The following is a 21,702-nucleotide window of genomic DNA, read 5'->3' on the forward strand; positions in this document are numbered from 1 at the left end:
GTACGTGTCCCGCCGGACCTCCATGTCCCTCGGGCACCGCCGACGCACACCGCGCTAGCTCGCCTGCTTGTGCCGCTCGTGGTGGCGGGCGACGCGGGCCCGGTTTCCACAGGCCGGCCTGCACCACTCCTGGCGCGGGTGCTCCTTGAGGAAGTAGCGCACGCAGCGCGGTGCGTGGCAGGCCCGCAGCCGTGCCCGGTCCGGGCCGGCGAGAAAGGCGACAGCGGCCTGCGCGAGCACGGCCACGATCTCCTCCTCACCGCGTACGCCCTGGTGGCGAACGACGGGTTCGGCGTCGTCGGCCCAGTCGAGCACGGGGACGGTGGGCGTTCGGGCGGCGGCCGCGTTGAGCCGTCGCAGCGCCTCGGGCAGGGGCAGCAGCCGGGCCGCGTCGGCCGGGCTCGGTTCCCCGGGCCGCACCGCGCGGGCGAAGAGGGTGCGGACGGCGGCACGCAGTTCTCTTACGGCGGTCAGCGCGGGCTCGTCGGCGACGAAGCGGTCGGTGTCCGGCAGGGTGTCGTGGTGGGCGCGCACCCAGGTGGTGAGGCCGGTGGGGTCGGTGAGGTCGTCGGCGACACCACCCTCACCGTCATGGCGGACGGTGAGGGCAAGGTCGAGGGCGAGCCGCGCGTCGCTGGTGATCAGGTCCCGCATGCCCCTAATGCTAAGCCCCACCACACCCATTAGCGCGATTTTTCCTCGCCCCCGCCGCCCCTACCCATTCCCATCCCCTGGGGGCTGCCGCCCCCAGACCCCCGCTGTCGGCCTGAACGGCCTCGTCCTCAAACGCCGGACGGGCTGGGTAGTCAGCCCGTCCGGCGTTTGAGGACGAGCGCGTTCAGCGCGATGCGGGGGTTCGGGGGCGGAGCCCCCGAGGATGGGACGGGTAGGGGCGGCGGGGGCGACAAAGCATCAGGTCAGGTCGAACTCCCCTTCCCGTGCCCCCGACACGAACGCGCCCCATTCCGCGGGCGTGAAAATCAGGGAAGGGCTGTGCGGGCGGCCACTGTTGCGCATCGCGATGAATCCCTCGACAAAGGCGATCTGGACATCCCCCCGCCCACTGCTGCTGGACTGCCAGTCGGCGTTGCTGAGGTCCAGCTCCGGCTTGTCCCAGCCCGCGAGCGGGTGCTCCTGGATCGTGCTCTCGGCCACGTCCGTGCTCCTCCCGGTTTCGTCGTCCGCGGCCAGCCTAGCCATCGCTTCCTGCCGCCGACAGGCCACGTGAGGGGGATGCTTCAGGAGGTGGGCGGTTCGCTGCCGACGAGCCACATGGAAAAGAACTGGGAGCCACCGCCGTAGGCGTGCCCGAGGACCCGGCGAGCCCCGTCCACCTGGTGTTCTCCGGCCATCCCACGCACCTGAAGGGCCGCTTCCGCGAAGCGGATCATGCCCGAGGCGCCGATCGGATTGGTGGACAGAACACCGCCCGACATGTTGACCGGGAGGTCTCCGTCCAGCTCCGTGACCCCGGACTCCGTCAGCTTCCAGCCCTCGCCCTCCGCCGCGAACCCGAGGTTCTCCAGCCACATGGGTTCGTACCAGGAGAACGGCACGTACATCTCGACGGCGTCGATGTCCCGGCGCGGGTCGGCGATCCCGGCCTGCCGGTACACGTCGGCCGCGCAGTCCCGGCCCGCCTTCGGCGACACGGCGTCCTTGCCCGCGAAGAGCGTGGGTTCGCTGCGCATCGCGCCGCCGTGCAGCCAGGCGGGCGGGCGCGGGGAGCGGGCGGCTCCGGCACGGTCGGTGAGGACCATCGCGACGGCACCGTCCGAGGACGGGCAGGTCTCGGAGTAGCGGATCGGGTCCCACAGCATCGGCGAGGCCTGGACCTTCTCCAGCGTGATGTCGTGCTCGTGCAGATGCGCGTACGGGTTCTTGAGCGCGTTGCGCCGGTCCTTGTACGCGACCAGCGAGCCGACCGTGTCAGGCGCACCGCTGCGCCGCATGTACGCACGGACATGCGGGGCGAAGAAGCCGCCGGCCCCGGCCAGCAGGGGCTGCTGGAAGGGGATCGGCAGGGACAGCCCCCACATGGCGTTCGACTCGGACTGCTTCTCGTAGGCCAGGGTGAGGACGGTGGCGTGGACACGGGACCTGACGAGGTTGGTGGCGACGAGGGCGGTCGAGCCGCCTACAGAGCCCGCCGTGTGCACGCGCAGCATCGGTTTCCCGACCGCGCCGAGCGCGTCGGCGAGATACAGCTCCGGCATCATGACGCCCTCGAAGAAGTCGGGCGCCTTGCCGATGACGACGGCGTCGATGTCGGCCCACGTCAACTCGGCGTCCGCGAGGGCCCGTTGCGCGGCTTCCCGCACCAACCCGGCCATGGACACGTCCCGTCGGGCGGCGACATGCCTGGTCTGGCCGATCCCGACGACCGCCACGGGTTCACTGGGCATGACGGGGCTCCCCTTCGAGTACGGCGACCAGGTTCTGCTGGAGACAGGGCCCGGAGGTGGCGTGGGCGAGGGCCCGGTCGGACTCGCCCCGGTGGATTCGGGCGGCGGCCTCGCCGATGCGGATGAGCCCGGCGGCCATGATCGGGTTGGCGGCGAGGGCGCCCCCGGACGGGTTCACGCGGACCTCGTCGCCCAACCGCAGGGCTTTCCTCAGGACCACCTCCTGCGAGGTGAACGGCGCGTGCAACTCGGCGGTGTCCACGGGCCGTTCGAAGGCGCCCGCCTTCTCGGCGGCGAGGCGCGTCGACGGCGAGTCGGTCAGCTCGCGGACGCCCAGCGAGTGCGCTTCGATGCGATGGTCGATGCCCCGGATCCAGGCGGGCCGCTCGCACAGCTCCCGGGCGCGGTCACCGGCCGCGAGGATCACGGCGGCGGCTCCGTCGCCGATCGGCGGGCAGTCCCCGGTGCGCAGCGGACGTACGACATAGTCCCCTTGCGGCACCGAACCCCGCAGCTGGGCATGGGAGTTGGCCTCCGCATCCGCCCGGCTCCGGGCGGCGACCGCGGCGAGCGCGGGCTCGTCGGTGTGGCCCTCGTCGATCAGCGCCTGCGCCTGGAGTGCGGCGAGGGCCACGGAGTCCGGCCACAGGGGCGCCACGTAGTACGGGTCGAGCTGCCGGGTCAGGACGTCACGCACCGAGCCGGGCGAGGACTTGCCGTACGAGTAGACCAGCGCGGTGTCGGCGTCACCCGTCAGCAGCTTGGTCCACGCCTCGTACAGCGCCCACGCCCCGTCCATCTCCACGTGCGACTCGGAGATCGGCGGCCAGGCGCCGACGCCGTCGAGGGCGAGGGTGAAGGAGAAGGCACGGCCGGCGAGGTAGTCGGAGGAGCCGGAGCAGGTGAAGCCGATGTCACTGGTCTTCAGGCCGGTCTGGTCGAGCACCTCGTGCAGTACCGGCATGAGCATCTCGACTTCGGACAACTCGTCGCTGGTGCGCCGGTGTTCGGTCTGCGCGAAGGCGACGACGGCGATCTCGCGTGTCACAGCGACTCCTTGTACGTCTCGTAGTCCGCGTCGGGTTCGCCGGTGGGCCGGTAGTGGTCGGGGTAGCGGCCCCCTTCCGTCCACACCGGTTCGACGCGCAGCCCCATGCGCACCTGGTCGTAGGGGATGCCGCCGATCCGGCCGTGCAGGGCGAGGTCGGCGCCGTCGAGGGCGATGTGGGCGTAGACGTACGGCACTTCGATGTCGAGGTTGCGCGCCTTGATGTTGACGATGCAGAACGTGGTGACCGTGCCGCCGGGTCCCACCTCGACCTGCTCGGAGGTGGCGACACCGCAGGTGGGACAGGCGCCCCTCGGCGGGACGTACACCTTCCGGCAGGACGGGCAGCGCTCCCCGACGATCCGCCGGTCGGCGAGGGCCGTGATGTAGGCGGTCTGGGCACGGCCGGGCGAGTAGGTGTAGTCGAGGCGGGCCTCGGCGACGATGCCGGTCACCATCGACTCGAACTGCCCGTCGTGGTCGGGCGGTTCACCTGCGCTCGGGCTGTCGTACGGTTCGAAGCAGGCGATGTCCGTGATCGCGCCGGAGCGTTCCGCCGCCCAGCGGACGCGGACGCGCATGCCGGTGTGGACGGCGTCGGGGCCGGGGGCGTCGAGGGCGTGCAGCAGGGCCGTGTCGGCGCCGTCGAGGCGGACCAGGACCCAGGCGAAGGGCGTGTCGAGGGGCTGGCCCCGGCGCGGGGCGTGGTTCCAGGCCCAGGTGGTGACCGTGCCGGTGGGGGCGACCTCGACCAGGTCGCGTATCTCGTCGGCGGTCACCGGGTCGTACTCGACGGGTGGGACGAGGGTGCGGCCGTCGGTGGTGCGGACACCGAGGACGACCTGTTCGCGCAGGCCGGTGAGGAAGGCGCTCTGGACGGGGCCCAGGGAGCGGGTGAAGGGGAATTCGACGACCAGTGGGGCCTTGAGGACTTCGGTGGTCATCCCGGGGTGCTCCTTCGCAGGTCAGGCCCGCTTGTAGACGGGCGGGCGCTTCTCGGCGAAGGCACGGGTGCCTTCCTTGGCGTCGGCGGTGTCGAAGATGGGCCAGCCGCGCTTGAGTTCGGCGGCGAGGCCGTCGGTCTCGGTCAGTTCGGCGGTCTCGTAGACGGAGGCTTTGACCGCCTCCACCGCCAGCGGGCCGCAGGCGTTGATCCGCTCGGCGATCTCCAACGCCTTGTCGAGGGCGGTTCCGTCGGGGACCACGTGTCCGATCAGGCCGATCGCGGCGGCCTCCTGGGCGGTGTACGGGCGGCCGGTCAGCAGCATTTCCAGGGCGTGGGTGCGCGGGATCTGGCGTTGGAGGCGGACCGTGGAGCCGCCGATCGGGAAGAGGCCGCGTTTGACCTCGAAGAGCCCGAAGGTCGCCGACTCGCCCGCGACCCGGATGTCGGTGCCCTGGATGATCTCGGTGCCGCCGGCGACGCAGTACCCCTCGATCGCGGAGATCACCGGTTTGCGGGGGCGGTGATGGCGGAGCATCGCCTTCCAGTGCAGATCGGGGTCCGCCTTGAGCCGGTGGCGGTACTGCTCCCCCTCCATACCGCTCCCGGCGAGGGCCTTCAGGTCCATCCCCGCACAGAAGGCGCCCCCGGCTCCGGTGAGCACGATGGAGCGGACGGCGTCGTCCTCGTCCGCCTCGACCCAGCCGTCGTACAGCCCGACGAGCATCGGCAGCGAGAGCGCGTTCTTGGCCTCCGGCCTGTTGAGCGTGAGCACCAGTGTGGCGTTCTCACGCCGCACGGTCAGGTGTTCCGTGCCACCCATCGACCGTCTCCCCTCTGAAAGAACGAGAACAGGTGAAAGAACGAGAACAGGTTGCAGGAGCGGAGGAAGCACTTCAAGGGTTTTCTGACAGGTAGTCAGATTTCTTCGACGCGGCCCCTTCACAGTTGCCGCGCCCTTTGCTCTGATGACCGGCGAGCCGACAACCGCAAGCAGTGCCCGGGGTCAGGAGGAGCGGTGGAGTACAACCTTGCCGACCTGTTCGAGTCGGTGGTCGACGTGGTGCCCGACCGTGCGGCACTGATGTACATCGACCATCCGGGCACGGGCGCGGAACGCCGTCTGACCTACGCGGAGTTGGACGCCGCCGCCAACCGGATCGCCCACCATCTGATCGACAGCGGGATCCGTCCGGGCGAGCATCTGGGGCTGCATCTCTACAACGGGATCGAGTACCTCCAGACCGTGCTGGGGTGCCTGAAGGCGCGGATCGTGCCGGTCAACGTCAACTACCGCTACGTGGAAGAGGAGTTGGCGTATCTCTACCGGGACGCCGACCTCGTCGCCCTCGTCTTCGACGCGGAGTTCACGGAGCGGGTGGTGGGGGTACGACCCCGGGCCACGGCGCTGCGGCATCTGATCCGCGTGGGCGAACCGGCTGCGGACGCGCCCGAGTTGGACGCCGTGGCCTTCGCCGTTGCCGAGGCCGCCGGGTCACCCGAGCGCGGCTTCCCGGACCGTTCCGGCGACGACCAGTTCATCATCTACACCGGCGGCACCACCGGCATGCCCAAGGGGGTGATGTGGCGTCAGGAGGACCTGTTCTTCTCGGGGTTGGGCGGTGGCGCCCCGACCGGCGAGCCGGTCAAGTCCCCGCAGGAGCTGGCCGAGCGGGTCGCGGCGGGCGGTGACGGGATCACCTTCTTCCCCACTCCCCCGCTGATGCACGGCACCTCGACCCTGACCGCGTTCATCGCCTTCAACTTCGGCCAACGGGTGGTGATCCACCGCAAGTTCGTGCCGGAGGAGGTGCTGCGCACGATCGAGCGGGAGAAGGTCACGAGCGTGTCCCTGGTGGGCGACGCGATGCTCCGTCCGCTGATCGACGCGCTCAACGGGCCCATGAAGGGCACGGACTGCTCGTCCATGTTCAGCGTCTCGTCGTCCGGCGCGATCATGTCGGAGACGGTGCGCGCCCAGTTCCAGGCCCTGGTGCCGAACTGCATGCTGCTGAACAACTTCGGGTCGTCGGAGTCGGGCTTCAACGGGACGGCCACCGAGGACTCGGGCCCGGGACGCGGCTTCCGTATCCGCGTCAACTCCCGTACCCAGGTGGTGGATCCGGCCACCCACGAACCGGTGCCCCCGGGCGAGGTGGGCCGGATCGCCCAGCGCGGCCACGTACCGCTCGGCTACTACAACGACCCGCGGAAGACGGCGGAGACCTTCTTCGAGAAGGACGGAGAGCGGTGGTCGCTGCTCGGCGACATGGCGACGGTCGACGAGGAGGGTGTCGTCACCGTCCTGGGCCGGGGCTCGCAGTGCATCAACACCGGCGGGGAGAAGGTGTATCCGGAGGAGGTCGAGCAGGCGCTCAAGTCCCATCCGGACGTGTACGACGCACTCGTGGCCGGCGTCCCGGACGCGACGTGGGGCAACCATGTGGCGGCGGTGGTGCAGTTGCGCGAGGGTGCGACGCGACCGAGCCTGACGGACGTACAACTGCACTGCCGTACCCAGCTGGCGGGCTACAAGATCCCCCGGCAACTGGTCATCGCGGAGGCGATCCAGCGGTCGCCGAGCGGCAAGGCGGACTACCGGTGGGCGCGTGAAGTGGCCGTAGCCGCAGATCAGTAAGGGTTTGTTCAACGCCGGGTCAATGATCGCGCGGGACTGAACCGGAGGTGAATGCGAGCCGTACCGGTAGTGTCGGCGTCGGCCGTTTCGGCCGCTTCGTCACGCACCACCGGTCATCGCACGGAAGGACACTTCGGTGTCGCACCTCACGCCCCCTCGTCAACTCCCGGAGCCGGACGCGGACTCACCGAACGGGACCACGGCCGAGGATTCCTCGGCCGCTCCCGAGGTGAAGGACACCGAGCCCGACGCCCCGGCGGACGTGGAGCCCGCGCACGAGGAAGCGGCCGAAGCGACCCAGCCGCCGACGACCGGCGAGGCGGACGAATCCGCCGGCACGACGGCCTCCGATTCCGCGTCCACCGACGAACCCGACCCGAGCGGCGCCGCCTCCTCCTCCGCCCGCCCCGGCTGGTTCGGCTGGCGCCGCCGTTTCCCGCGCGCCGCACGTGGCGTACGGGTGGGCACGAGTGTCCTGGCCGGTGTGCTGGTGCTCGTCGTGCTCCTCATACCCAACCGTCTCGACCGGATCACCCCCCAGTCGTTCCTCCGCATGCCCGTCGAGGCGATCTTCCTCGCGGCCGTGCTGCTCGTCCTGCCGTCGCGGGCACGGCGGATCACGGCGGTCGTCCTGGGGGCGTTCCTCGGGCTGTCCACCGTCCTCAAGTGTCTCGACATGGGCTTCTACCAGACCCTGGCCCGGCCGTTCGACCTGGTCTTCGACTGGGTGCTGCTGAGCAACGGGGCGGACTTCCTCAAGGACTCGCTGGGCCGCTCGGGCGAGGTTCTCGCGGTGATCGGTGTGATCGTCCTGGTGATCGCCGTTCTCGTGCTGACCGCGCTCGCGATGCTGCGGCTGGCCGACCTGATGGCCCGGAACCGCCCCGTGGCCGTGCGCGGCACGCTGGTCCTCGGCACCGCGTGGATCGTCTGTTTCACCATGGGCGTGCAGCCGGGCGGTGTGACGATCGCGACCAAGGGCTACTCCCAGTACCTCTCCAACAAGGTCCAGTACGTCCGCGAAGGCCTCGGGGACGCCGAGGTCTTCCAGAAGCAGCTCGACGTCGACGCCTTCGCCGGCACCCCGTCCGACCAGTTGCTGACCGGACTTCGCGGCAAGGACGTGCTGTTCACCTTCGTCGAGAGCTACGGCAGGGTGGCGATCGACGATCCGACGATGGCCCCGGAGATCGACAAGACACTCAAGGAGGGCGACGCCAGGCTCAAGTCCGCCGGGTTCGCGGCGCGCAGCGGCTGGCTCACGTCACCCGTGACGGGCGCGGGCAGCTGGCTCGCCCACACGACGTTCCTGTCCGGTCTGTGGGTCAAGAACCAGCAGCGGTACCGGACCGTGACCACCAGTGACCGCGCCTCCCTCACCAGCTACTTCCAGAAGACCGGCGCCTGGCGCACGGTCGGCATCGTCCCCGGCGTCCGCAAGTCCTGGCCCGAGGGCACGTACTTCGGCCTCGACAACATCTACGACTCCACGCACCTCGGCTACCAGGGGCCGTACTTCAGCTGGACACCGGTGCCGGACCAGTTCACCCTGGAGGCCTTCCAGAAGCTGGAGCACGGGAAGAAGGACCGCGACCCGATCATGGCGGAGATCATCCTGGCCTCCAGCCACAACCCCTGGTCCCCCATCGCCCGCATGGTCGACTGGAACGACCTCGGGGACGGTACGGTCTTCAACAAGATCAAGGCGGAGGGCACGAACCCCACGGAGGTCTGGAAGAGCGCCAAGCGCGTACGGACCGAGTACCGCAAGGCCATCCAGTACTCCCTGGACAGCCTGACCCAGTGGGTCCAGCGCTACGGCGACGACAACACAGTCCTGGTCTTCCTCGGCGACCACCAGCCCGTCCCGACGGTCACCGGGGGCAGCGCCAACAAGGACGTGCCGATCACGATCGTCGCCCACGACCCGAAGGTGCTGGACCGCGTGGCCGACTGGGGCTGGACGGACGGCCTCAAGCCCGCGGCCGACGCCCCCAAGTGGGGCATGGACCAGTTCCGCGACCGCTTCATGACGGCGTACGGGCCGGCGAAGAAGTAGCGCGGTCCGGGCGGAGGAACGGCATCACCAGCGCCAGTGCCTCCGCCGGCCGTGTCTCTTGGCGTACGACCTCTTGCAAGCGCCGAGCCCTCCTGGATTACTGATCCCGAGCACCTCGACCGAATGGTCGGTCGCCGGTGCCGGACCAGGTGGCCGCGATGTGAGGGAGACGCCCGATGGCGGATGCGACGGAGTGGCTGGACGCGGGCGAGCGTCTCGACGCGGAGGCGCTGCGCGCCCTCCAGCTGGAGCGGCTGCGGACCTCGCTGCGGTACGCCTACGACAACGTGCCCTTCTACCGCGCCTCCTTCGACAAGGCGGGCGTACGCCCGGACGACTGCCGTTCCCTCGCCGATCTGGCCCTGTTCCCCTTCACCACCAAGGCGGACCTGCGCGACACCTACCCGTACGGGATGTTCGCCGTCCCCCGGGACCGGGTCCGCCGGATCCACGCGTCGAGCGGCACCACCGGGCGCCCGACAGTGGTGGGCTACACGGACAACGACCTGTCCCTGTGGGCCGATCTGGTGGCCCGTTCGATCCGCGCGGCGGGCGGCAGGCCGGGCGACACGGTCCATGTGGCGTACGGATACGGCCTGTTCACGGGCGGTCTCGGCGCGCACTACGGCGCCGAACGGCTCGGCTGTACGGTGATCCCCGCGTCCGGCGGTATGACGGCCCGGCAGGTCCAGCTGATCCGGGATCTGCAGCCCGGGATCATCATGGTGACGCCCTCCTATCTTCTGACGATCCTCGACGAGTTCGAGAAGCAGGGCGTCGATCCTCGGGGTACTTCCCTACGGGTCGGCATCTTCGGGGCCGAGCCGTGGACCGAGCGGATGCGCGAGGAGATCGAGGAGCGGTTCGCGATCGACGCCGTCGACATATACGGGCTGTCGGAGGTGATCGGCCCGGGTGTCGCCCAAGAGTGCGTGGAGACCAAGGACGGGCTGCATGTCTGGGAGGACCACTTCTTCCCTGAGGTCGTCGACCCGATCACGGGCGAGGTGCTGCCGGAGGGGGCGAAGGGGGAACTGGTGTTCACCTCGCTCACCAAGGAGGCGATGCCCGTGATCCGCTACCGGACCCGGGATCTGACGCGTCTGCTGCCCGGTACGGCCCGGGTCTTCCGGCGGATGGAGAAGGTCACCGGGCGCAGCGACGACATGCTGATCGTGCGCGGGGTGAACCTCTTCCCCACCCAGATCGAGGAGATCGTGCTGCGCACTCCGGGCGTCGCCCCCCACTTCCAGCTCCGCCTGACCCGCGAGTCCCGCCTCGACCTGCTCACCGTCCGCGCCGAGGCCCGCCCGGGAGCCACCCCCGAGATCCGGGACGCGGCGGCCCACGCCATCGCGGCGTCGGTGAAGGAGGGCATCGGGATCTCGGCGGCGGTGGAGATCGTCGCGCCGGAGTCACTGGAGCGGTCGGTGGGGAAGATCAGGCGGGTGGTGGATCTGAGGACGGACCGAGATCCCGGCTGACCAAGAAATTCGCAGGTCAGGTGCCGTTGTCAGTGGTCGGCTCTAGTGTGGGTGGCGAGAAGAGGATCCGCGCCGAGGAGACAAAGAGGTTCCCCATGACGACCCTGCCCGACAGGCCGAACAGCGCGCTGCTCGTCATCGACGTCCAGAACGGCGTGGTGGCCGGCGGCCACAACCGCGAGGCCGTGATCGCGAACATCGGCACCCTCGTCGACAAGGCCCGCGCGGAGGACGTGACCGTGGTCTGGGTGCAGCATTCCAGTGACGAGTTCAAGGCCGGCAGCGAACCCTGGGAGATCGTGCCGGAACTGGTCCGCCGGGACGCCGAACCCCTGGTCCACAAGAGGTACGGGGACTCCTTCGAGGCCACCGATCTGGAGTCCGTCCTCGCCGAGCACGGCGTCGGCCGGCTGGTCGTCACGGGCGCCCAGTCCGACGCGTGCGTCCGCGCGACCCTGCACGGCGGCTTCGTGCGCGGGTACGACGTGACCCTGGTCGGCGACGCCCACACCACGGAGGACCTCACGGAGTACGGCGCGCCGATCCCGGCCGAGGTCATCTCGCACACCAACCTCTACTGGCAGTACCAGACCGCGCCGGGGCGTACCGCCGGGACGGTCAGTACGGCGGAACTGGCCTTCACGGGCGTCGACAAGGAGTGACTGAGGTCAGGAGTCCGCGAATCGGTCCCTGAGTTCCCGCTTGAGGATCTTCCCACTCGCGTTGCGCGGCAGATCGTCCACGAACAGGACCCGCTTCGGTGCCTTGAAGTGGGCGAGCTTCTCGCGGGCGTGGGCGATGAGTTCGGCCTCCGTCACCTCGCCGCGCGGGACGACGACCGCCGTGACCGCCTCGATCCAGCGCTCGTCGGGAAGGCCGACGACGGCCGCCTCGGCGACCGCCTCGTGGGTGTACAGGGCGTCCTCGACCTGGCGTGAGGCGATCAGCACGCCACCGGAGTTGATGACGTCCTTCACCCGGTCGACGACGGTGTAGTAGCCGTCGGCGTCCCGGACGACCAGGTCGCCGGAGTGGAACCAGCCGTCGCGGAATGCGGCGCTCGTCTCCTCGGGCTTGCCCCAGTAGCCCTCGCACAACTGCGGGGACCGGTAGACGACTTCGCCGGGGGTGCCGTCGGGCACGTCCTCCCCGTCCTCGTCGACCACCCGAGCGTCCACGAACAGCACCGGACGCCCACAGGAGTCCAGTCGGCCCTTGTGCTCATAGGGCCCGAGAACCATGGAGAGGGGGCCGATCTCGCTCTGGCCGAAGCAGTTGTAGAAGGCGAGCTTCGGGAGGCGCTCGCGCAGCCGTTCCAGGACCGGGACCGGCATGATCGACGCCCCGTAGTAGGCCTTGCGCAGTCCGCTCAGGTCGCGGGTCGCGAAGTCGGGGCGGTTGGCGAGGCCGATCCACACGGTCGGCGGCGCGAACAGGCTGTCCGCCCGGCCCGCCTCGACGAGGTCGAGGATCGTGTCGCCGTCCGGTGCGTCGAGGACGACGTTCGTCGCGCCGACGGCGAGATACGGCAGCAGGAACACATGCATCTGGGCCGAGTGGTAAAGGGGCAGCGAGTGCACGGGCCGGTCACCGGCGCTCAGGTCGAGGGCGGCGATCGCGCTCAGGTACTCGTGCACCAGGGAGCGGTGGGTCATCATCGCGCCCTTGGGCAGCGCGGTGGTCCCGGACGTGTAGAGCAACTGCACCAGGTCCTCGGTGCGCGAGTCGGGACCGTCGTAGGGGGCGGTGCCGGGCAGGCGGGCGAGGAGTGAGTCGTCGGCGTCGCGGAGCGGCAGGGTCCGTACGCCGTCGGGGAGCCGGTCGACGAGGTCCGGGTCGGCCAGGACCAGGGTGCTGCCGGACTGGTCGACGATGTACGCGAGGTCGTCGCCGGTCAGGTTCTGGTTGACGGGGACGTGCACGAGTCCGGCGCGGGCGCAGGCGAGGAAGGCGATCAGATAGGCGTCCGAGTTGTGGCCGTAGGCGGCGACCCGGTCGCCGGGGGCCAGGCCCTCGCCGCGCAGCAGGCCCGCCGCGCGGGAGACGGCCTCGTCGAGTTCCTCGTAGGTCCAGGCGCGCTCGCGGTACTCGACCGCGACCCGTGCCGGAACGCGCTGGGCGCTGCGTCGCAGGACCCCGTCAACCGTGCTGCCGTATTGCTGCGTCATAACCCGTGATCCTGGTTCCGGCCCCGAAGGAGGTCAAGCACCGAAGCAGGTCAGCGCACACATAGTGCACATACCCGTTGGTACGCTCAACCGCCCTTTCCCCCAATGACGTTGGGAGGCACGATGCGCACCCGCACAAGACGGCTCGTCGTCACGGCAGTCGCGTTACTCACCGCCACGACAGCACTGCCGGCCGCCACGGCGCAGAGCCGGCAACAACAGGCGGCGCAAGCCGCACAGGCGTCACAGCACCATCCGTCCCAGGGCGGCCTGTCGGCCGTGATCCGCTACACCGAGTACGGCATCCCGCACATCGTCGCGAAGAACTACGCGAACCTCGGCTTCGGCAACGGCTGGGCGCAGGCCGCCGACCAGGTGTGCGTGCTCGCCGACGGTTTCACGACCCTGCGCGGCGACCGCTCACGCTATTTCGGACCGGACGCCACGACCGACCTCTCGCTCTCCGACGCCCCGGACAACCTCTCCAGCGACCTGTACTTCCGTGGCGTGCGGGACAGCGGCACGGTCGAGCGGCTGCTCGCCCTGCCCGCGCCGCAGGGACCGAGCAAGGCCGTCAAGGACCTGATGAACGGCTGGGCGGCCGGCTACAACGCCTGGCTGAAGCAGAACCGGGTCAAGGACCCGGCGTGCGCGGGAGCGGCCTGGGTCCGGCCGGTGACCGGTCTCGACGTGGCGACCCGTGCGTACGCTCTCGCGGTGCTCGGTGGCCAGGGCGGCATGGTGAACGAGATCACCACGGCGCAGCCGCCGTCGGCGGCCACTACTGCTGCCACCACCGGCTCCTCCCTACCGGACTCCGCTGCCGCCGCCAAGGGCGCGCGCGAGTTGTTCGACATCTCCGACATGGGTTCCAACGCCGTGGCGTTCAACGGCGGTACGACGGCCAACGGGCGTGGTCTGCTGCTCGGCAACCCGCACTACCCGTGGCAGGGCGGGCGCCGGTTCTGGCAGTCCCAGCTGACGATCCCGGGTGAACTGAACGTCGCGGGCGGGTCGTTGCTCGGCTCGCCGACGATCTCCATCGGCTACAACGCGAACGTGGCGTGGAGCCACACCGTGTCCACCGGTGTGCCGTTCAGCCTGCACCAGTTGAAGCTGGACCCCGCCGACCCGACGACGTATCTGGTCGACGGCAGGCCGGAGCGGATGACACGCCGGTCGGTGACCGTCCCGGTGAAGGACGGCGCGCCGGTGACCCGCACCCAGTGGTGGACCCGCTACGGCCCCGTCGTCCTGTCCCCCAGCACCCAGCTTCCGTTGCCGTGGACCACGACAACGGCGTACGCGCTGAGCGACCCGAACGCCGCGAACCTGCGCTTCTACGACACCTCGCTCGACTTCAGCAAGGCGCGCAGCACCGGCGACGTCGTCAAGTCCCTCGACGAGCACCAGGGCATCCCCTGGGTGAACACCGTCGCCGCCGACTCCTCGGGGCACTCCCTGTTCGCCCAGTCGCAGGTACTGCCCCGGGTCACCAACGAGTTGGCGGCAGCCTGCTCGACCCCGCTCGGCAGGGTCACCTACCCGGCGGCGGGGGTCGCGGTCCTCGACGGCTCACGCACCGACTGCGCGATCGGCGACGATCCGGACGCCGTGGCGCCCGGGATATTCGGGCCCGCGCGCATGCCCACACTGCGGGACACGCCGTACGTCGAGAACTCCAACAACAGCGCGTGGCTGGCCAACCTGGACCAGCCGATCACCGGCTACGAGCGGATCTTCGGCCCGGTCCGTACGGCCGCCTCGCCTCGTGCTCGCGGTGCCGTCGCGGACGTCGCGGCGCTGGCTGCGAAGGGTGGACTCACGGTCGCGGATCTCCAGCGGCTGCAGTTCGCGAACCGCTCGACGACGGGTGCGCTGGCGGCGCCCGACGCGGCCCGGGCATGCGCGGCGCTGCCGGGCGGTACGGCGACGGGCACTGACGGAACGGCGGTCGATGTCAGCGAGGCCTGCGGTGTGCTGGCCTCCTGGGACCGCACCATGAACAGCGACAGCCGGGGTGCGCTGCTCTTCGATCGGCTCTGGCGCAAGCTCCTCGGCGCCGTGCCGGCCGCGCAGCTCTGGAAGGTGCCGTTCTCGGCGGCGGACCCGGTCGGCACCCCGAACACGCTCAACACCGAAGCGCCGGGCTTCACCAAGGCCCTCGCCGACACGGTGACGGAGCTGCGGGCGGCGGGCATCCCGCTGAACTCCAGGCTCGGGGAGCACCAGTACGTCGTACGGAAGGGGCAGCGCCTCCCCGTCGGCGGCGGTGCCGAGCCCCTGGGCGTGTGGAACAAGATCGAGCCCATCTGGGACACGGCGAACGGCGGTTACCGGGACAACGCGTTCGGCTCCAGCCACATCCAGGCCGTGGGCTGGGACGGCAGCCGCTGCCCGGTGGCCCGCACGCTGCTGACGTACTCCCAGTCGTCGAATCCGAACTCGCCGCACTTCGCGGACCAGACGCGGCTGTTCTCGGCCGAGAAGTGGGTCGACGCGCGGTTCTGCGAGAAGGACATCCTGTCGTCGCCCGCGCTGCGGGTGATCCGGGTGCACGGCTGACGCACGTACGGTCAAACCGGTGTGGTCCCGTCCCGTTTCCGGGGCGGGACCACACCGCCCGGCCGCTCACACGGGCCGGGTACGCCCCTCCCAGTACGGGTCGCGCAACCGCCGCTTGTACAGCTTGCCGTTGGGGTCGCGTGGCATCCGCTCGATGAAGTCGACGCTCTTCGGCCGCTTGTACCCGGCGAGTTGGCGGGCGCAGTGGGCGAGGATCTCGGTGGCGAGATCAGGTCCCGGCAGGTGTCCGGGCGCCGCCTCCACGACCGCCTTGACCTCCTCACCCCAGTCGTCGTGCGGGATGCCGAAGGCGGCGGCGTCGGCGACGGCGGGGTGGGCGAGCAGAGCGGCCTCGATCTCGGCGGGGTAGATGTTGACGCCGCCCGAGATGATCATGTCGATCTTGCGGTCGCGGAGGAAGAGGTAGCCGTCCTCGTCGAGGAGGCCCAGGTCGCCGACGGTGAAGAAGTCGCCGATGCGGTTCTTCTGAGTCTTGCTCTCGTCCTTGTGGTAGGCGAAGCCGCCGGTGCTCATCTTCATGTAGACGGTGCCGAGTTCGCCGGGCGGCAGCCGGTTGCCGTCGTCGTCGAAGATGGCGAGTTCACTGATCGGCCAGGCCTTGCCGACCGTGCCGGGCTTCTTCAGCCAGTCCTCGGCGGTCGCGAACGCCCCACCGCCCTCGCTGGCCGCGTAGTACTCCTCCACGCAGTCGCCCCACCAGTCGATCATGGCCCGTTTCACATGGTCGGGGCAGGGCGCGGCGCCATGGATGGCGTGCCGCATGGACGACACGTCGTACGCCCGCCGCACGCCCTCCGGCAGTGCCAGCAGCCGGTGGAACTGGGTGGGGACCATGTGGGTGTGCGTGCAGCCGTGGGCGTCGATGACGCGGAGCATCTCCTCCGGCGTCCACTTGTCCATCAGGACGAGTCGGTGCCCGATGTGCAGGCTAGCGCCCGCGAACTGGAGTACGGCCGTGTGGTAGAGCGGCGAGCAGACGAGGTGGACGTTCCCGTCGAACGGCTTGACGCCGAAGATGCCGAGGAATCCGCCGAGGTACGCCTCTTCCGGCGGCTTGCCGGGCAGGGGGCGCCTGATCCCGCGCGGGCGGCCGGTGGTGCCCGAGGTGTAGTTCATGACCCAGCCGAGGGTGCGGTCGCCGGGCGCCGACTCGGGCTGTCCGTCCAGGAGTTCGGCGTACGGCCGGAAACCGTCGACCTCGCCTACCGCGTACCGCCCCTCCGCCGGGAGTCGGGCCTCGTCGGCGGCGGCGCGTGCCGCGTCCGCGAAGCGCTCGTGCGCGATGAGCACCTTGGCGCCGGAGTCGGCGACGATCCAGGCGATCTCGGGCCCGACGAGGTGGTGGTTGACGGGGACGAGATAGAACCCGGCCTGGGCGGCTGCCAGATAGGCCACGAAGAACTCGACGCCGTTGGGCAGGACGACGGCGAAGGCGTCACCGCGTTCGAGCCCGGCGGCCCGCAGCCCGTGGACGAGCTGGTTGGTGGCTGCGTGCAGCCGTCCGGCGGTCCACTCCTCGCCGTCGGGCGCGATGAGGACCGTGCGTTCCGGGTCGGCGGCGGCCTGCGCCCAGAAACCGTTGTGAACCTCGCTCACGACTGGTCGCCCCTTCCGTCGGCGTTCCGTCCCGCGATCCTGTTGACTCGGTTCACAGCCTCCTCGAAGCCGCTGGTCAGCTCGTCGAAGACCGCCTGAACGCTCCGTTCACTGTTCATCCGGCCGACGATCTGGCCGACCGGTGTGCCGAGCAGTGGCGCCACCTCGTACTTCTGGATGCGGGACACAGCCTCGGCCACGAGCAGACCCTGCAACGGCATCGGCAGGGTGCCGGGCCCGTCGGCGGAGTCCCAGGCGTCGGTCCAGTCCGTGCGCAGCTGACGCGCCGGCTTGCCGGTCAGGGCGCGGGAGCGGACGGTGTCTCCGGAACCGGCCGCGAGCAGCTTCTCGGTGAGCGCGCGTGAGTGCATGTCGGCCTCGGTGACGGTCAGCCACATGGACCCCAGCCAGACCCCCTGGGCGCCGAGGGCCAGCGCCGCGGCCACCTGCCGTCCGCTGCCGATACCGCCGGCGGCAAGCACAGGCAGCGGATCGACCGCGTCCACGACTTCAGGAGTCAGCACCATGGAGGCGATCTCGCCGGTGTGTCCGCCCGCCTCGTACCCCTGCGCGACGACGATGTCGATACCGCCCTCGGCGTGCTTGCGCGCGTGCCGGGCGCTGCCCGCGAGGGCCGCGACCAGCACATCCTGGTCGTGCGCACGGGCCACGACATCCGCGGGCGGCGACCCCAGGGCATTCGCGAGCAACTTGATCGGATAGTCGAAGGCCACGTCGAGCTGGGTGCGCGCGACCTGCTCCATCCACCCCGTGATCCGCCACCCGGACGCCTCGCCCTCGGCCAGCTCGGGCACGCCGTACTTGGCCAGGGTGTCCCGGACGAACTGGCGGTGCCCCTCGGGGATCATCGCCTCGACCTCGGCCTCGGTGACCCCCTCGACCTTCCGGGCCGGCATGACGACGTCCAGCCCGTACGGCCGGCCGTCGACATTCGCCTCGATCCAGTCCAGGTCGCGTTTGAGATCGTCCGGCGCCGTGTAGCGGACCGCGCCGAGCACCCCGAAACCGCCGGCCCGGCTGATGGCCGCGGCGACGGCGGGGAACGGCGTGAAGCCGAAGACGGCGTGCTCGATTCCCAGTTTCCTGCTCAGCTCCGTCTGCATGGCCGCAGGATGCCGCAGTCCTCCGGACGAGGGAAGACCTTTTCTGATACACCGTCAGATTCTTGACTGTGGGAGGCTCCCCCAATGACAGAAGACGCAACGGACGGACACGGATTGACGCGTCGTCAGCTCGCCAGACGCACACTGGCACTGGGCGGCGCCCTGACCTTCGCCTCCTTCCCGATGAGCCCGGCCGCGGCCACCCCCGGACCAACGGGCCGGCACCCGACCCTGCGCCCCGGCTCACCCGAACAAGCGGGCCTCCTCCCCCAGCAGCTGCGCCAACTGGTCACGGACGCCGAGGCGTTCCTCGGCCCCTCCCCCAACCATCCCTGGTACGCGGGCGCTGTCCTGCTCGCCGGGCGGGGCGGCACGGTGGCGCTGCATCAGCCGATCGGCATGGCGGTGCGCTATGCGGCGTACGACGAGAAGACGGACACCGGGGTCGAGTTCCCGGCCGCCGAGCAGATCCCGATGGCCGAGGACACGGTGTTCGACCTCGCCTCGGTCTCCAAGCTGTTCACGTCGATCCTGGCCGTGCAGCAACTGGAGCGGGGCACGCTGGAGTTGGAGGGGAAGGTCGCCGCGTATCTGCCGGAGTTCGCCCGAGCGGGCAAGCAGGACATGACGATCCGTCAACTCCTCACGCACACTTCAGGTTTCCGCGCCTGGATCCCGCTCTACAACGCGCCGACGTACGAGCAGAAGCTCGAACTCATCTGGAACCAGGCGCCGCTGAACCCGCCGGGCACCAAGTACCTCTACTCGGACCTGAATCTGATCTCGCTCCAACTGGTCCTGGAGAAGATCACCTCCACGCCCCTGGACACACTGCTCCACGACGAGATCACCGCTCCGCTCGGAATGCACCGCACGCGCTACAACCCGCCCGCCTCCTGGAAACCGACGATCGCCGCCACCGAGGACGCCCGCGCGCCCTGGTCGGGGCTGAACCGGGGTCTGGTGTGGGGCGAGGTGCACGACGAGAACGCGTTCAGCCTCGGCGGGGTGGCCGGCCATGCCGGTGTCTTCTCGTCGGCCTGGGACCTGGCGGTTCTCGGCCGTACGCTGCTCAACGGCGGTGCGTACGGCAGGGCGCGCATCCTGTCGGCGGCCTCGGTCGAGCTGATGTTCACCGACTTCAACACCGCCTTCCCCGGTGACGAGCACGGGCTCGGCTTCGAGCTGTACCAGCACTGGTACATGGGCGCGATGGCCACGCCCCGCACCGCAGGGCACACCGGCTTCACCGGCACCTCGCTGGTCCTCGACCCGTCGACCGACTCCTTCCTCGTGGTGCTCGGCAACTCCGTGCATCCGGTGCGCAGTTGGCGCTCCGGTTCCGCGCCCCGGGTCGCCGCCGCGAACAACCTGGCCCGCGCGGTACCGGTCCGCCCGCGTCACGGACGTAAGGCCTGGTTCTCCGGCATGGCGAGCACGACGACGGCGACGCTCACGCTCCCGCCCCTCGCCACCACAGCCAACTCCCGTCTGTGCTGCGCCCTTTGGTGGGACACCGAGCCGCAGTCGGACGTCCTGTTCCTGGAGTCCTCGGCCGACGGCGGCACGACCTGGCAGCCGGTCCCGTTCACGACGACAGCGCGGGGTGACAACGACCCTCAGGAGCATCCGACGGGTTCGGTCACCGGCTGGTCGGGACGCGTCTGGCACCGCCTGTCGGCGAACCTGCCGACCGCGCCGACCCTGACCCTCCGCTGGCGGTACACGACCGACCGGCTGTACGTCGGCCGTGGAGCGTACGTCGACGGACTGACCGTACGCGGCGACGAGGGCGTGGCCTTCGACGAGAAGCGCCCGGCGGACGCGGCACGCATCGAGGCAGTGGGCTGGACGGCGAGCACGAACTGACCCCGCACCGCCCGGCGTTCAGCCCTCGTCGGCCTCCAGCACGGCCATGGCGGCGTTGTGCCCCGGCACCCCGCTCACCCCGCCACCGCGCACCGCGCCCGCCCCGCACAGCAGGACGTTGGCGTGCCGGGTCTCCACGCCCCAGCGCCCGGTGTCCTCCTGGGCGTACGGCCAGGTCAGGTCGCGGTGGAAGATGTTGCCGCCGGGCAGGCGCAGGTCACGTTCGAGGTCGAGAGGGGTCTTCGCCTCGATGCAGGGGCGGCCGTCGGCGTCGGTGGCGAGACAGTCCGCGAGGGGTTCGGCGAGGTGGGCGTCGAGCTGGGCGAGGGTCGACTTCAGCAGCTCGTCGCGGACGGCGTCGTTGTCGGGGGCGAACAGGCGTGCGGGCGTGTGGAGGCCGAACAGGGTCAGTGTCTGGTAGCCGCGCTCGACGAGGTCCGGGCCGAGGATCGTCGGGTCGGTGAGCGAGTGGCAGTAGATCTCGGACGGCGGCGCGGCGGGCAGTTCACCGGCCGTCGCCTGGGCGTGGGCGGCGGCCAGTTGCTCGTACCCCTCGGCGATGTGGAAGGTCCCGGCGAAGGCCTCGCGCGGGTCGACGGACGTGTCCTTGAGCCTCGGGAGCCGGGTGAGCAGCATGTTCACCTTGAGCTGGGCGCCCTCGGCGGGGCTCGGCGGCGTGTCGCCCGTGAGCGCGGCGAGTTCCTGCGGTGAGGCGTTCACCAGGACGTGCCGGGCGCCGACCGTGTCCTCCCCGTCGGCCGTCCGGTAGGTCACCTCGGCGGACCGGCCGTCCGTGTCCACCCGTACGACCTCGTGGCCGGTGGCGAGGACGGCGCCCGCGTTCCGGGCGGCGCCGGCCAGCGCGTCGGTGAGGGCGCCCATGCCGCCCACGGGCACGTCCCAGGCGCCGGTGCCGCCGCCGATGACGTGGTAGAGGAAGCAGCGGTTCTGACGGAGGGAGGGGTCGTGGGCGTCGGCGAAGGTGCCGATCAGGGCGTCGGTGAGGACGACACCGCGTACGAGGTCGTCGGTGAAGTTCGCCTCGACGGCGGTGCCGATCGGCTCCTCGAAGAGGGTGCGCCAGGCGTCCTCGTCGTCGACGTGGCGGCGGAGTTCGTCGCGGGTGGGCAGGGGTTCGGTGAGGGTGGGGAACACCTTTTCGGCGACGCGGCCGGTCATGGCGTAGAAGCGCTGCCAGGACTCGTACTCGCGTTCCCCTCCGGTGAGGCGGGCGAAGGCCTCGCGGGTACGGCGCTCACCGCCGCCGACGAGGAGTCCGGTGGGCCGGCCGTCCCGTTCCACGGGGGTGTACGAGGAGACGGTGCGCCCGCGCACCCGGAAGTCCAGGTCGAGATCGCGCACGATCTTCCGCGGCAGCAGGCTGACCAGGTAGGAGTAGCGCGACAGCCGGGCGTCGACCCCGGCGAACGGCCGCGTCGACACGGCGGCACCGCCGGTACCGGCCAGCCGCTCCAGAACCAGCACGGACTTTCCGGCGCGGGCGAGGTAGGCGGCGGCGACAAGACCGTTGTGGCCCCCGCCGACAATCACCGCGTCGTATCGGTCGCGTACGTCATGTCGCTCGGGGCGCTCGGATGCGGGCATGGTTCTTGTTAACACGTGATGATCCACCCCGGCCAGAGCAGTGCGGCCGAGGGGCGCAGGCCCAAGGGGCGCGGGCTGTATCGATGTGCGGCTCTGCCGCGCCCTGTAGGGGCGCGGGGAACTGCGCGACCAGCCACGACGCCGCAGCAGCGACCGACAACCCCTAGCCACCCCTTC

The 21,702-nt window shown here is 70.3% G+C and carries 16 protein-coding genes; 6 read left to right on the forward strand and 10 right to left on the reverse strand.

The annotated features are described in order from the left end of the window. Nucleotides 1-54 precede the first annotated feature (54 nt). From ACFYXF_RS02765 to ACFYXF_RS02790, 6 genes are all read right to left on the reverse strand, one after another. A complete protein-coding gene (locus tag ACFYXF_RS02765; protein WP_389347411.1) occupies nucleotides 55-654 on the reverse strand; it encodes a CGNR zinc finger domain-containing protein in 600 nt (199 codons plus the stop codon). Nucleotides 655-912: 258 nt separating this feature from the next. Next, complete coding sequence (locus ACFYXF_RS02770) at nucleotides 913-1,155, reverse strand: DUF397 domain-containing protein (protein ID WP_055523791.1); 243 nt, start codon at nucleotides 1,153-1,155, stop codon at nucleotides 913-915. A gap of 83 nt (nucleotides 1,156-1,238) precedes the next feature. After that, nucleotides 1,239-2,405: a thiolase domain-containing protein gene (locus tag ACFYXF_RS02775; protein ID WP_389347414.1), complete on the reverse strand. Its 1,167-nt coding sequence runs from the start codon at nucleotides 2,403-2,405 to the stop codon at nucleotides 1,239-1,241. Then, nucleotides 2,395-3,453 (reverse strand): thiolase domain-containing protein, encoded by a 1,059-nt coding sequence (locus ACFYXF_RS02780; protein ID WP_389347416.1) that lies wholly within the window; start codon nucleotides 3,451-3,453, stop codon nucleotides 2,395-2,397. The genes ACFYXF_RS02775 and ACFYXF_RS02780 overlap by 11 nt, the downstream gene beginning before the upstream one ends. Beyond that, nucleotides 3,450-4,397: a Zn-ribbon domain-containing OB-fold protein gene (locus ACFYXF_RS02785; RefSeq protein WP_389347418.1), complete on the reverse strand. Its 948-nt coding sequence runs from the start codon at nucleotides 4,395-4,397 to the stop codon at nucleotides 3,450-3,452. The genes ACFYXF_RS02780 and ACFYXF_RS02785 overlap by 4 nt, the downstream gene beginning before the upstream one ends. A gap of 21 nt (nucleotides 4,398-4,418) precedes the next feature. Then, nucleotides 4,419-5,219, reverse strand: a complete 801-nt coding sequence (locus ACFYXF_RS02790; protein ID WP_389347420.1) for a crotonase/enoyl-CoA hydratase family protein — start codon at nucleotides 5,217-5,219, stop codon at nucleotides 4,419-4,421. Nucleotides 5,220-5,414: 195 nt separating this feature from the next. Between ACFYXF_RS02790 and ACFYXF_RS02795 the strand changes: the two genes are divergently transcribed. The 4 genes from ACFYXF_RS02795 to ACFYXF_RS02810 all read left to right on the forward strand — a co-directional run bounded on the left by ACFYXF_RS02795 (nucleotide 5,415) and on the right by ACFYXF_RS02810 (nucleotide 11,239). Then, nucleotides 5,415-7,034: an acyl-CoA synthetase gene (locus ACFYXF_RS02795; protein ID WP_389347422.1), complete on the forward strand. Its 1,620-nt coding sequence runs from the start codon at nucleotides 5,415-5,417 to the stop codon at nucleotides 7,032-7,034. Nucleotides 7,035-7,170: 136 nt separating this feature from the next. Further along, the gene (locus ACFYXF_RS02800; protein WP_389347424.1) at nucleotides 7,171-9,093 is read left to right on the forward strand and encodes a sulfatase; all 1,923 of its coding nucleotides are present in this window, start codon (nucleotides 7,171-7,173) and stop codon (nucleotides 9,091-9,093) included. Nucleotides 9,094-9,269: 176 nt separating this feature from the next. Beyond that, on the forward strand, nucleotides 9,270-10,577 hold the full coding sequence (paaK, locus tag ACFYXF_RS02805) for a phenylacetate--CoA ligase PaaK (protein ID WP_389347426.1): 1,308 nt from the start codon (nucleotides 9,270-9,272) through the stop codon (nucleotides 10,575-10,577). A gap of 95 nt (nucleotides 10,578-10,672) precedes the next feature. Next, nucleotides 10,673-11,239: a cysteine hydrolase family protein gene (locus ACFYXF_RS02810; RefSeq protein WP_389347428.1), complete on the forward strand. Its 567-nt coding sequence runs from the start codon at nucleotides 10,673-10,675 to the stop codon at nucleotides 11,237-11,239. Between the two features lie 6 nt (nucleotides 11,240-11,245). On the opposite strand, the gene ACFYXF_RS02815 is transcribed toward ACFYXF_RS02810, so the two are convergent. Then, on the reverse strand, nucleotides 11,246-12,745 hold the full coding sequence (locus ACFYXF_RS02815) for an acyl-CoA synthetase (protein ID WP_389347430.1): 1,500 nt from the start codon (nucleotides 12,743-12,745) through the stop codon (nucleotides 11,246-11,248). A 123-nt stretch (nucleotides 12,746-12,868) separates the two neighbouring features. On the opposite strand from ACFYXF_RS02815, the gene ACFYXF_RS02820 reads away from it, so the two are divergent. Next, entirely contained in the window at nucleotides 12,869-15,310 is a 2,442-nt protein-coding gene (locus ACFYXF_RS02820) for a penicillin acylase family protein (protein WP_389347433.1), read from the forward strand. A gap of 66 nt (nucleotides 15,311-15,376) precedes the next feature. Here ACFYXF_RS02820 and ACFYXF_RS02825 read toward each other — a convergent pair whose 3' ends face one another. Both ACFYXF_RS02825 and ACFYXF_RS02830 read right to left on the reverse strand, forming a co-directional pair. Continuing rightward, the gene (locus ACFYXF_RS02825) at nucleotides 15,377-16,927 is read right to left on the reverse strand and encodes an acyl-CoA synthetase (RefSeq protein WP_389347435.1); all 1,551 of its coding nucleotides are present in this window, start codon (nucleotides 16,925-16,927) and stop codon (nucleotides 15,377-15,379) included. Continuing rightward, entirely contained in the window at nucleotides 16,924-18,051 is a 1,128-nt protein-coding gene (locus ACFYXF_RS02830; RefSeq protein WP_389347437.1) for an NAD(P)H-dependent flavin oxidoreductase, read from the reverse strand. The genes ACFYXF_RS02825 and ACFYXF_RS02830 overlap by 4 nt, the downstream gene beginning before the upstream one ends. A gap of 84 nt (nucleotides 18,052-18,135) precedes the next feature. Between ACFYXF_RS02830 and ACFYXF_RS02835 the strand changes: the two genes are divergently transcribed. Beyond that, nucleotides 18,136-19,920 (forward strand): serine hydrolase, encoded by a 1,785-nt coding sequence (locus tag ACFYXF_RS02835; protein ID WP_389347439.1) that lies wholly within the window; start codon nucleotides 18,136-18,138, stop codon nucleotides 19,918-19,920. 18 nt (nucleotides 19,921-19,938) lie between these two features. On the opposite strand, the gene ACFYXF_RS02840 is transcribed toward ACFYXF_RS02835, so the two are convergent. After that, nucleotides 19,939-21,525, reverse strand: a complete 1,587-nt coding sequence (locus ACFYXF_RS02840; protein ID WP_389347441.1) for a phytoene desaturase family protein — start codon at nucleotides 21,523-21,525, stop codon at nucleotides 19,939-19,941. Between the last annotated feature and the right edge of the window lie 177 nt (nucleotides 21,526-21,702).

Origin of the sequence: Streptomyces sp. NPDC002680 (genome assembly GCF_042889145.1) — a bacterium.
GTDB classification, from domain to species: Bacteria; Actinomycetota; Actinomycetes; order Streptomycetales; family Streptomycetaceae; genus Streptomyces; species Streptomyces adonidis.

What these genes read in the sequence shown, in the direction of transcription:
- ACFYXF_RS02765 (WP_389347411.1), bottom strand. Translation starts at nt 654, where the DNA reads ATGCGGGACCTGATCACCAGCGACGCGCGGCTCGCCCTCGACCTTGCC.
- ACFYXF_RS02775 (WP_389347414.1), bottom strand. Translation starts at nt 2,405, where the DNA reads ATGCCCAGTGAACCCGTGGCGGTCGTCGGGATCGGCCAGACCAGGCAT.
- ACFYXF_RS02785 (WP_389347418.1), bottom strand. Translation starts at nt 4,397, where the DNA reads ATGACCACCGAAGTCCTCAAGGCCCCACTGGTCGTCGAATTCCCCTTC.
- ACFYXF_RS02790 (WP_389347420.1), bottom strand. Translation starts at nt 5,219, where the DNA reads ATGGGTGGCACGGAACACCTGACCGTGCGGCGTGAGAACGCCACACTG.
- paaK (WP_389347426.1), top strand. Translation starts at nt 9,270, where the DNA reads ATGGCGGATGCGACGGAGTGGCTGGACGCGGGCGAGCGTCTCGACGCG.
- ACFYXF_RS02810 (WP_389347428.1), top strand. Translation starts at nt 10,673, where the DNA reads ATGACGACCCTGCCCGACAGGCCGAACAGCGCGCTGCTCGTCATCGAC.
- ACFYXF_RS02815 (WP_389347430.1), bottom strand. Translation starts at nt 12,745, where the DNA reads ATGACGCAGCAATACGGCAGCACGGTTGACGGGGTCCTGCGACGCAGC.
- ACFYXF_RS02820 (WP_389347433.1), top strand. Translation starts at nt 12,869, where the DNA reads ATGCGCACCCGCACAAGACGGCTCGTCGTCACGGCAGTCGCGTTACTC.
- ACFYXF_RS02830 (WP_389347437.1), bottom strand. Translation starts at nt 18,051, where the DNA reads ATGCAGACGGAGCTGAGCAGGAAACTGGGAATCGAGCACGCCGTCTTC.
- ACFYXF_RS02835 (WP_389347439.1), top strand. Translation starts at nt 18,136, where the DNA reads ATGACAGAAGACGCAACGGACGGACACGGATTGACGCGTCGTCAGCTC.
- ACFYXF_RS02840 (WP_389347441.1), bottom strand. Translation starts at nt 21,525, where the DNA reads ATGCCCGCATCCGAGCGCCCCGAGCGACATGACGTACGCGACCGATAC.